Source organism: Kitasatospora sp. NPDC057223, assembly GCF_042669755.1.
Lineage (GTDB): Bacteria > Actinomycetota > Actinomycetes > Streptomycetales > Streptomycetaceae > Kitasatospora.
The window spans coordinates 48,366-56,726 of sequence record NZ_JBHUWW010000036.1 but is presented as its reverse complement, the minus strand read 5'-3'; the positions used below and the strand labels follow the sequence as shown (position 1 = coordinate 56,726).

Sequence of the window (8,361 nt, the reverse complement as noted above, 5' to 3'; positions counted from 1 at the left end):
TCGTCCGGGTCGGCGGCGGGTGCCCGGACCGGGGCCCGTCGTCCGGGACGGCGGCGGGTGCCCGGACCGGGCCCGCTCGCACGGCCGAGGGCCCGCCCCCGGTCAGGTTCGGGAGCGGGCCCTCGGCTTCGCGGGCGTCGCGGCTGTCGCGTCGGACGACTTCGGGCGGCAGCGCCGCCCGGGGTCACTCCGGGTCGATCTTCGGGTACTCGCGGGTGCGGTCGACCCGGGGGCGGGCGGTGCCCTTCTCGGTGTCGACCGGGCGGGGGCCGGCCGCCGGGTCGAGCGGGACCTGGGTGGCGGCCGGGGCGGCGACGGGGGCGGCTCCGCCGGCCAGGCCGCTGAAGGCACCGCCGATGCCCTTGATGGCGTCGCCGATCTCGCTCGGGATGATCCAGAGCTTGTTGGCGTCGCCCTTGGCGATCTCGGGCAGGGTCTGCAGGTACTGGTAGGCGAGCAGCTTCTGGTCGGCGTCGCCCTCGTGGATGGCCTCGAAGACCGTCCGGATGGCGGCGGCCTCACCGTCGGCGCGCAGCACCGCGGCCTGGGCCTCACCCTCGGCCTTGAGCACCTCGGCCTGCTTGTCGCCCTCGGCGCGCAGGATCGCGGCCTGCCGGGCGCCCTCGGCGGTGAGGATGGAGGCGCGCTTGTCGCGGTCGGCACGCATCTGCTTCTCCATCGAGTCCTGGATGGAGGTCGGCGGGTCGATCGCCTTGAGCTCGACGCGGTTGACGCGGATGCCCCACTTGCCGGTGGCCTCGTCGAGCACCCCGCGCAGCCCGGCGTTGATGACCTCACGGGAGGTCAGGGTGGATTCGAGGTCCATCGAGCCGATGATGTTGCGCAGCGTGGTGATGACGAGCTGCTCGATCGCCTGGATGTAGCTGGCGACCTCGTAGGTGGCGGCGCGGGCGTCGGTGACCTGGTAGTAGATCACCGTGTCGATGTTGACCACCAGGTTGTCCTGGGTGATCACCGGCTGCGGCGGGAAGGGGACGACCTGCTCGCGCAGGTCGATCCGGTTGCGGACCCGGTCGATGAACGGGACGACGATGTTCAGGCCGGCGTTGAGCGTCCGGGTGTAGCGGCCGAAGCGCTCCACGATCGCGGCGCTGGCCTGCGGGATGACCTGGATCGTCTTGATCAGCGCGATGAATGCCACCACGACCAGGACGACCAGGACGATAAGGACGGGTTCCACGGACTCTCCCCCTAGACGACCAGGGCGGTCGCGCCCTGGATTTCGACGATGTCGACCTGCTGCCCCGGCTGGTACACGCTGCCGGGGTTGAGCGCGCGGGCCGACCAGATCTCGCCGTTCAGCTTGATCCGCCCGCCCTCCCCGTCGACTGTTTCCGCGACGACCGCGGTGGCGCCGGTGAGCGCCTCGATGCCCATCCTGACCTGCGGGCCGTTCTTGAGCTGGCGGTAGGCGATCGGCCGCACCACCACGAGCAGCGCGGTGGAGACCGCGACGAAGGTGAGGACCTGCCAGACGACACCCGCCCCGAGCCCCGCGACGCCGGCGGCCGCGCCGGCTCCGACCGCGAACATGGCGAACTCCGGCATCGCGGTGATCACCAGCGGTATGCCCAGAGCGACGGCGGCGAGGAGCCACCAGATCCAGCTGTCCACGTGTCCATCCTAGGGAGGTAGGGCCTTCGAGGCGGAAGGTTCCCGCAGGTGGATGGGCGGAAACCGGTCGCGCGTGCGACCGGCTCCGGTTCAGTGAGTTCAGGACTCCCCGGAACTCCCCCGGGGCGGCCCGGAGGAGTCCTTCAGCCGAGCGGCAGGCCCTGCGCGGACCAGCGGTCGCCGTGGCGCTCCAGGGTCAGCGGCAGGCCGAAGCAGAGCGAGAGGTTGCGGGCGGTCAGGTCGGTGTCGATCGGGCCGGCCGTCAGGACCTTGCCCTGGCGGATCATCAGGACGTGGGTGAAGCCGGGGGCGATCTCCTCGACGTGGTGGGTGACCATCACCATCGCCGGGGCGAACTCGTCCTGGGCCAGCGCGCCGAGGCGGCGGACCAGGTCCTCGCGGCCGCCGAGGTCCAGGCCGGCGGCGGGCTCGTCGAGCAGCAGCAGCTCCGGGTCGGTCATCAGCGCGCGGGCGATCAGGGTGCGCTTGCGCTCGCCCTCGGAGAGGGTGCCGAACTTACGGGTGGTGAAGTCCGCCATGCCGAGCCGGTCGAGCAGGGCGAGCGCCCGGAACTCGTCGGTCTCCTCGTACTGCTCGCGCCAGCTGGCGGTCATGCCGTACGCGGCGGTGAGCACCGTCTGGAGGACGGTCTGCTCGGCGGGCAGCTTGTCGATCATGGACGAGCCGGCCAGGCCGATCCGGGCCCGCAGCTCGAAGACGTCGACCTCGCCGAGCTTCTCGCCCAGCACGGTCACCTTGCCGCTGCTCGGGAACAGGTAGGTGGAGGCGATCTGCAGCAGGGTGGTCTTCCCGGCGCCGTTGGGCCCGAGGATGACCCAGCGCTCGCCCTCCGAGACCGCCCAGGAAACCTGCTCGACCAGCTCGCGACCCTCCCGGACCACGGATACGTCCACCAGCTCCAGCACGTCGCTCATGCCTACGCCTTCCCCAATACAGAATTCGGCCGCCCGGGGCTACTGACCGAGGAAAGCCTTGGCCGTGGGTCCTCGGGGCGCGGTCCACTCGTCTCGACTGCGGTGCGGGCGGGCAGCCTACTCCAGCAGCCGGACAGGTACGGAGGAGGTGCGCCGCTCGCAGCACAGGGCAAACCTACGCCACCCGGGTGGGACAGATTTCCGTAGGCTGGCCGGATGCTCGTGACACCTGCCGACAATCCGTACGAAGAGCCCCGATCAGGGCGCCTGACCGCGTGGGGCAATGCCCTGCTGGCCGGATTCGCCCCGCCCGACAACGCCGCCGCCGCCGTCCTCGGCGAGGACGACACCCACCGGGTGACCGGCCTGCCCGGTGACGCCCCCGGCGAGCTGCACGGCCTGACCTGGGCACTCGGACGGCTCCGGGTGCTCGGCGTCACAGGGCTGCGGCTCGCCCTGCCGGCGGCCGGCCACCCGCTGGGGCTGACCGGGCCCGCCGAGTTCAACACGCGGGCGATGGGCGCGGGCGAGGCCGTGCTGGCGGTCGGCGTGCCACTGGGGCTGGTCCCCGAGGTCGAGGTGTTCGGGCCGGAGGGGGACCGCTCGGCGACCGTGCTGTGGCGCTGCTCCGAGGTGCAGGAGGCGCCGCCCGCCGACGTGCCCTCGCTGCACGAGGCGGAGCGCGAGCTGGCGGACGGCCTGCGCGAGACGACCGTGCTGCTGGCCCGCCTGGACGTGGCCGGGGCCGGCCCGCAGGCACTGCGGGCGCTGGAGGCGTACCGCCGGCGCAAGCACGCCGAGCTGCTGGCACCGGGGTACCCGGCGCGCGCGGTCCGGGTGCTGGAGTCGGCCCGGCAGGTGACGGCGCTGCTGTCGATCGCCGCGGGCGGGCACGGCGCGGCGGTCAGCGCGTCCGAGATGACGGCCCGCCGGGCCGCGCTCGCCCCCCTGCAGCGGACAGCCCGCCGGGCCCAGGTCGCGGCGTACAACGCGCTGGTGGACGAGCGCTCGGACTGACCCCCGGCACCTGCGCCACGCCGGCTCCCGCCGGGCGGTCAGCTCTCGCGGGCCGCGCCGTTGCGGACCGCCCACAGGGCGGCCTGGGTGCGGTCCGCGACGTCGAGCTTCATGAGGATGTTCGACACGTGCGTCTTGACGGTCTTCTCCGAAAGGTGCAGGCCGCGGGCGATCTCGCGGTTGGAGCGGCCGTCCGCGATGTGGCCGAGCACCTCGCGCTCACGTTCCGTCAGGGCCGCGCCACGGCCCTGCGGGGAGCGCGGGACGTCCTCCGAGAGCAGCGCCTCGGCGAGTTCGGGCTGGAGCAGGACGTGACCCGCGTGGACGGAGCGGATGGCACCGGCCAGGGCCTCCGGGTCGACGTCCTTGTACACGTACCCGGCGGCGCCGGCCCGCAGCGCCGGGACCATGGTGCGGTGCTCGGTGAAGCTGGTGACGATCAGGATCCGGGCGGTGCTGCCGCCCTCCTTGAGCATCCGCAGCGCCTCGATGCCGTCCACGCCGGGCATCTTGAGGTCCATCAGGACCACGTCGGGGCCGAGCTCCTGGGCCTTGGCGACGCCCTCGGCGCCGTCGGCCGCCTCGCCGACCACCTCGATGTCCTCCTGCACCTCCAGGAAGGTGCGCAGGCCGCGCCGGACCACCTGGTGGTCGTCGACCAGCAGGACGCGGATCAGCGGGTTCTCAGGCACCGGGGACCTCCAGTTCGACGGCCGTCCCCTTGCCGGGGGCCGAGTCCAGGGTGAGCCGGCCACCGACGGCGGCGGCGCGGTCGCGCATCGAGACCAGCCCGAGGTGGCGGCCCGCCCGCCGGACGGACTCCGGGTCGAAGCCCCGGCCGTCGTCCGTGACCCGGAGCACGGCGCCCCGGGCGGCGGTGCCGGTCAGGCTGACCAGGACGTGCTCGGCGCCGGAGTGCCGCAGCGCGTTGTGCAGGGCCTCCTGGGCGACCCGCAGCACCGCCGCCTCCTGGCCGGCCGGCAGTGCGCGCACGCCCTCGGTGCCGAAGGCGACCGAGGCGGTGTGCGCACGGTCCAGCACCTGCACCTGGGAGGCGAGGGTGGCGACCAGGCCGTCCTCCTCCAGCGCGGCCGGGCGCAGCTCGACGACCACGGCGCGCAGTTCGTCGGCGGCCTCGGCGGCCAGCCGGGCGACCTCGCCGAGTTCGGCGCGGGCCCTGGCCGGGTCGCGCCCGACCAGAGTGGCGGCGGCCTGGGCGGTCAGCCGCAGGGAGAAGAGCTTCTGCGAGACGGCGTCGTGCAGGTCGTGGGCGATCCGGGCGCGTTCGCCGGCCAGGGTGAGTTCGCGGCTGCGTTCGTAGAGCCGGGCGTTGCCGAGGGCGATGGCGGCGTGCGCGGCGAGGATCCGGAGCAGTTCCTCGTCGCGGTCGGTGAAGCCGCCGCCGGCGCTCTTGTTGGCGAGGAAGATCACGCCGAGCACCTCGTGCCCGGCGCCGTCGGCGCTGCCGGCCTCCTCGCCGTCCAGGATCGGCATGCCGAGGAAGGCGTGCATGTCGGGGTGCGCATCGGGCCAGCCCCCGAAGTCCGGCGCCCTGCGGACGTCGGCGAGCCGGGTCGGCCCGGACTTCTGCAGCATCGCCGCGAGCACCCCGTGCTGGCGGGGCAGCGGGCCGATCGCCCGCCACTGCTCGTCGGTGATGCCGTCCACCACGAACTGGGCGAAGCCGCCGTGGTCGTCGGGCACGCCGAGGGCGGCGTACTCGGCGCCGAGCAGGGTGCGGGCGGAGGCGGTGATCCGGCGCAGGACCTCGCGCACCTCCAGGTGGCGGCTCATCGCCAGGACCGCGTTGCTGACGGCCACGATCCCGCCGAGACAGGGGTCGCAGGACGGCGCGGGTTCTTCACTGGACGCGGGCGGCATACCGCCAACCTACCGCCGGGCCGGCGGCCGGTCGTCGGTCCGCGGACGTGCCGGGCCCGGGTCTGCAGGCCTAGGACCGGCCGCCGGAACGCCGACGGGCGGCCCTCCCGGGGTGGGAGGGCCGCCCGTGCGGGGCGGTGGGCCGGCGGGCGGATCAGCCCTGGCGCATGACCTCGGGCTCGTGCCGGCGCTGGAGGCGCTGGACGGCGAAGGCGAGGCCGACCGAGAGGACGATCATCGCGATCCAGTTGAGGATCAGGAAGCCGACGGAGTGGCCCCACAGCGGGTCCAGCTCGGGCTTGGCCGGCGGCCTGGTGACCACGACCGGGGAGATGTGCGCCAGGTCGAGGGTGTTGCCGGCCGCGGCGACGCCCCAACGGGCGGGCATCAGCCAGGCCAGCTGCTCCAGGCCCGGCTTGTGGAAGAGCTGGAAGATCGCACCGGTGAAGACCATCTGCACGATGGCGAACATCACCAGCAGCGGCATCGTCTTCTCGGCGGTCTTGACCAGCGCCGAGACGACCAGGCCGAACATCATCGAGGTGAAGCTGAGCAGGATGATGCCGATCGCCATCTCGGTGGCGGGCGCGTGCGCGAAGATCAGGCCCTCGTCGGGCAGGGTGCGGACGCCGAAGCCGATGGCGGAGATGATCCCGCCCTGGAGGAAGCTGACCGCGCCGAGCACGATGATCTTCGACATCAGGTAGGCGGACCGGGACAGGCCGGTGGCGCGTTCCCGTTCGTAGATCGCCCGTTCCTTGATCAGCTCACGGACGGAGTTCGCCGAGCCGGACAGGCAGGCGCCGAAGGCCAGCACCAGCAGGATCATCCGGGCCACGTCGTTGCGCCCGGTGCCCGCGCAGGCGGCCAGCCCGCACTTGTCGGGGATCACCGCGCTCACCCCGCCCAGCACCAGCGGCAGCAGGACGGAAAGTGCGATGAAGCCCCGGTCCGAGGCGATCACCGCCAGGTAGCGGCGGACCAGCGTCCAGAGCTGCGAGCCCCAGCTCTGCGGCTTCGGCGGCCGGATCTGCTCGCGGGCGATCTGCGGCGACTGCGCGGCCACCGAGTCGGCGTCCGCCGAGTACTGCTGGTAGTGCACCGACCCGCGGTAGCGGCCGGCCCAGTCGTGGTCCGGGTAGTTCTCGAAGGCCTGGAAGACATCGGCCCAGGTCTCGTAGCCGAAGAAGTGCAGGGCCTCGTCCGGCGGGCCGAAGTACGCCACCGAACCGCCCGGCGCCATCACCAGCAGCCTGTCACAGAGGGCGAGTTCGGCCACCGAGTGGGTGACGACCAGGATGGTGCGGCCGTCGTCCGCGAGGGTGCGCAGCATCTGCATCACCTCGCGGTCCATGCCCGGGTCGAGGCCGGAGGTCGGCTCGTCCAGGAAGATCAGCGACGGCTTGGTGAGCAGCTCCAGGGCGACCGAGACGCGCTTCTGCTGACCGCCGGAGAGCGCCGTGATCCGGTTGTCGGCGCGCTTGTCCAGGCGGAGCTCGTACAGCACCTCGTCGATCCGGCGCTCGCGCTCGGCGGACTCGGTGTCGCCGGGGAAGCGCAGCCGGGCGGCGAACTTGAGGGCGGTGCGGACGGTGAGTTCCTTGTGCAGGATCTCCGACTGCGGGACGAGGCCGATCCGGGCGCGCAGCTCGGCGAACTGCTTGTAGAGGTTGCGGCCGTCGTAGAGGACGTCGCCGCGGTCGGCCGGGCGGTACCCGGTGAGGGCGCGCAGCAGCGTCGACTTGCCGGAGCCGGACGGGCCGATGACGGCCACCAGCGACTTCTCCGGGACGCCGAAGCTGACGTCGTTGAGCAGGACCTTCTTGCCGCCCTTGAAGTCGACCTCGACGGTCAGGTGGCGGGCCGAGAAGGAGACCGCACCGGTGTCGACGAACTCCTGCAGCTGGTCGCCGACCAGCACGAAGCTGGAGTGGCCGACGGTCAGGCGGTCCTGCGGGCCCATCAGCTGGCGCTGGACGGGGTGGCCGTTGAGGAAGATCCCGTTGTGGCTGCCGAGGTCGACGATCTCGTAGCGGCCGTCGGGCAGCTGGCGCAGCTCGGCGTGGTGGCGGGAGACCTGGAGGTCGGAGACGACGATGTCGTTGTCCAGCGCGCGGCCGATCCGGACGGTGCGCATCCCGGCGGCCAGGTTGCGGATCATGGTCGGCTGCGGGCCGGACTGCTGCGGCGCCGCGGCCTGCGGCGGCACTCCCTGCCCGGGGAACCCCTGCGGGCCGCCGTGCTGCTGCGGGAAGGCGGGCGGCGGCGTGGGCGCGTCCCACTGCTGGTGGACCGGGGGCTGGTGCACCGGGGGCTGGTGGACGGGCGGCTGGTGCACCGGGGCCTGCGGTGCCCAGGGCTGGGCGGCCGGGACGGCACTGCGGTTGGTCGCCGCGTCGTGCCAGGCCTGCGCCTGCGCGGGGGCCTGGGCCGGGGCGGGTGCGGAGAAGCTCAGCCGGGGGCCGTTCTCGCCGTTGCCGAGGTTGACCACCGCGCCGGGGAAGAGCTGCGCCTGCAGGGTGCGGCCGCCTCCGACGTACGTGCCGTTGGTGCTGCCGTGGTCGTCCAGCACCCAACCCGCCCCGTTGAAGGAGATGGTGGCGTGCTGCCAGGAGACCCGGGCGTCCTCGAACTGGAAGTCGGCCTGCGGGTTGCGCCCGATCGTGTAGGCCCGCCCCGGCTCCAGGGTCCGCTGTTGCCCGTTGATGTCAATGACGAGTTGCGGCACTGCGCGCCTGCCCCGCTCTCTCGGTCCCCCGATTTGGCCCCCTGCGGGGGTGTGATGTGCGTGATGCGACGCGGGGAATCATTCCAGTCCGGCGCCCGTAGGTGAAAGCCGACCCCGCGGACTGTGACCAGGTGGCAACGATTCGCGGCAGCCGTCGTCACGGCA

The 8,361-nt window shown here is 72.9% G+C and carries 7 protein-coding genes; 1 reads left to right on the top strand and 6 read right to left on the bottom strand.

Features of this window, described 5'->3' with window-relative positions; all coding sequences use genetic code 11:
• Window positions 1-184: 184 nt before the first annotated feature.
• The 3 genes from ACFUK0_RS15775 to ACFUK0_RS15765 all read right to left on the bottom strand — a co-directional run bounded on the left by ACFUK0_RS15775 (window position 185) and on the right by ACFUK0_RS15765 (window position 2,570).
• On the bottom strand, window positions 185-1,201 hold the full coding sequence (locus ACFUK0_RS15775; protein WP_380250331.1) for an SPFH domain-containing protein: 1,017 nt from the start codon (window positions 1,199-1,201) through the stop codon (window positions 185-187).
• An 11-nt stretch (window positions 1,202-1,212) separates the two neighbouring features.
• Window positions 1,213-1,635 carry an NfeD family protein gene (locus ACFUK0_RS15770; protein ID WP_380250329.1) on the bottom strand — a complete coding sequence of 141 codons (423 nt, stop codon included), beginning with the start codon at window positions 1,633-1,635 and terminating at the stop codon, window positions 1,213-1,215.
• A 143-nt stretch (window positions 1,636-1,778) separates the two neighbouring features.
• On the bottom strand, window positions 1,779-2,570 hold the full coding sequence (locus ACFUK0_RS15765; protein WP_380250327.1) for an ABC transporter ATP-binding protein: 792 nt from the start codon (window positions 2,568-2,570) through the stop codon (window positions 1,779-1,781).
• Between the two features lie 216 nt (window positions 2,571-2,786).
• Here ACFUK0_RS15765 and ACFUK0_RS15760 point away from each other — a divergent pair, with 216 nt between their 5' ends.
• Window positions 2,787-3,587, top strand: coding sequence for a hypothetical protein (locus ACFUK0_RS15760; RefSeq protein ID WP_380250325.1), 801 nt, complete (start codon window positions 2,787-2,789; stop codon window positions 3,585-3,587).
• Window positions 3,588-3,625: 38 nt separating this feature from the next.
• On the opposite strand, the gene ACFUK0_RS15755 is transcribed toward ACFUK0_RS15760, so the two are convergent.
• The 3 genes from ACFUK0_RS15755 to ACFUK0_RS15745 form a co-directional block, all read right to left on the bottom strand.
• The gene (locus tag ACFUK0_RS15755) at window positions 3,626-4,279 is read right to left on the bottom strand and encodes a response regulator (RefSeq protein ID WP_380250324.1); all 654 of its coding nucleotides are present in this window, start codon (window positions 4,277-4,279) and stop codon (window positions 3,626-3,628) included.
• Window positions 4,272-5,468, bottom strand: a complete 1,197-nt coding sequence (locus tag ACFUK0_RS15750) for a GAF domain-containing sensor histidine kinase (protein WP_380250322.1) — start codon at window positions 5,466-5,468, stop codon at window positions 4,272-4,274. The genes ACFUK0_RS15755 and ACFUK0_RS15750 overlap by 8 nt, the downstream gene beginning before the upstream one ends.
• 154 nt (window positions 5,469-5,622) lie before the next feature.
• A complete protein-coding gene (locus ACFUK0_RS15745; RefSeq protein WP_380250320.1) occupies window positions 5,623-8,196 on the bottom strand; it encodes an FHA domain-containing protein in 2,574 nt (857 codons plus the stop codon).
• Between the last annotated feature and the right edge of the window lie 165 nt (window positions 8,197-8,361).

Bases quoted from the DNA above. Each gene is read 5' to 3' on its own strand.
- ACFUK0_RS15765 (WP_380250327.1), bottom strand. From the start codon at position 2,570: ATGAGCGACGTGCTGGAGCTGGTGGACGTATCCGTGGTCCGGGAGGGT.
- ACFUK0_RS15760 (WP_380250325.1), top strand. From the start codon at position 2,787: ATGCTCGTGACACCTGCCGACAATCCGTACGAAGAGCCCCGATCAGGG.
- ACFUK0_RS15750 (WP_380250322.1), bottom strand. From the start codon at position 5,468: ATGCCGCCCGCGTCCAGTGAAGAACCCGCGCCGTCCTGCGACCCCTGT.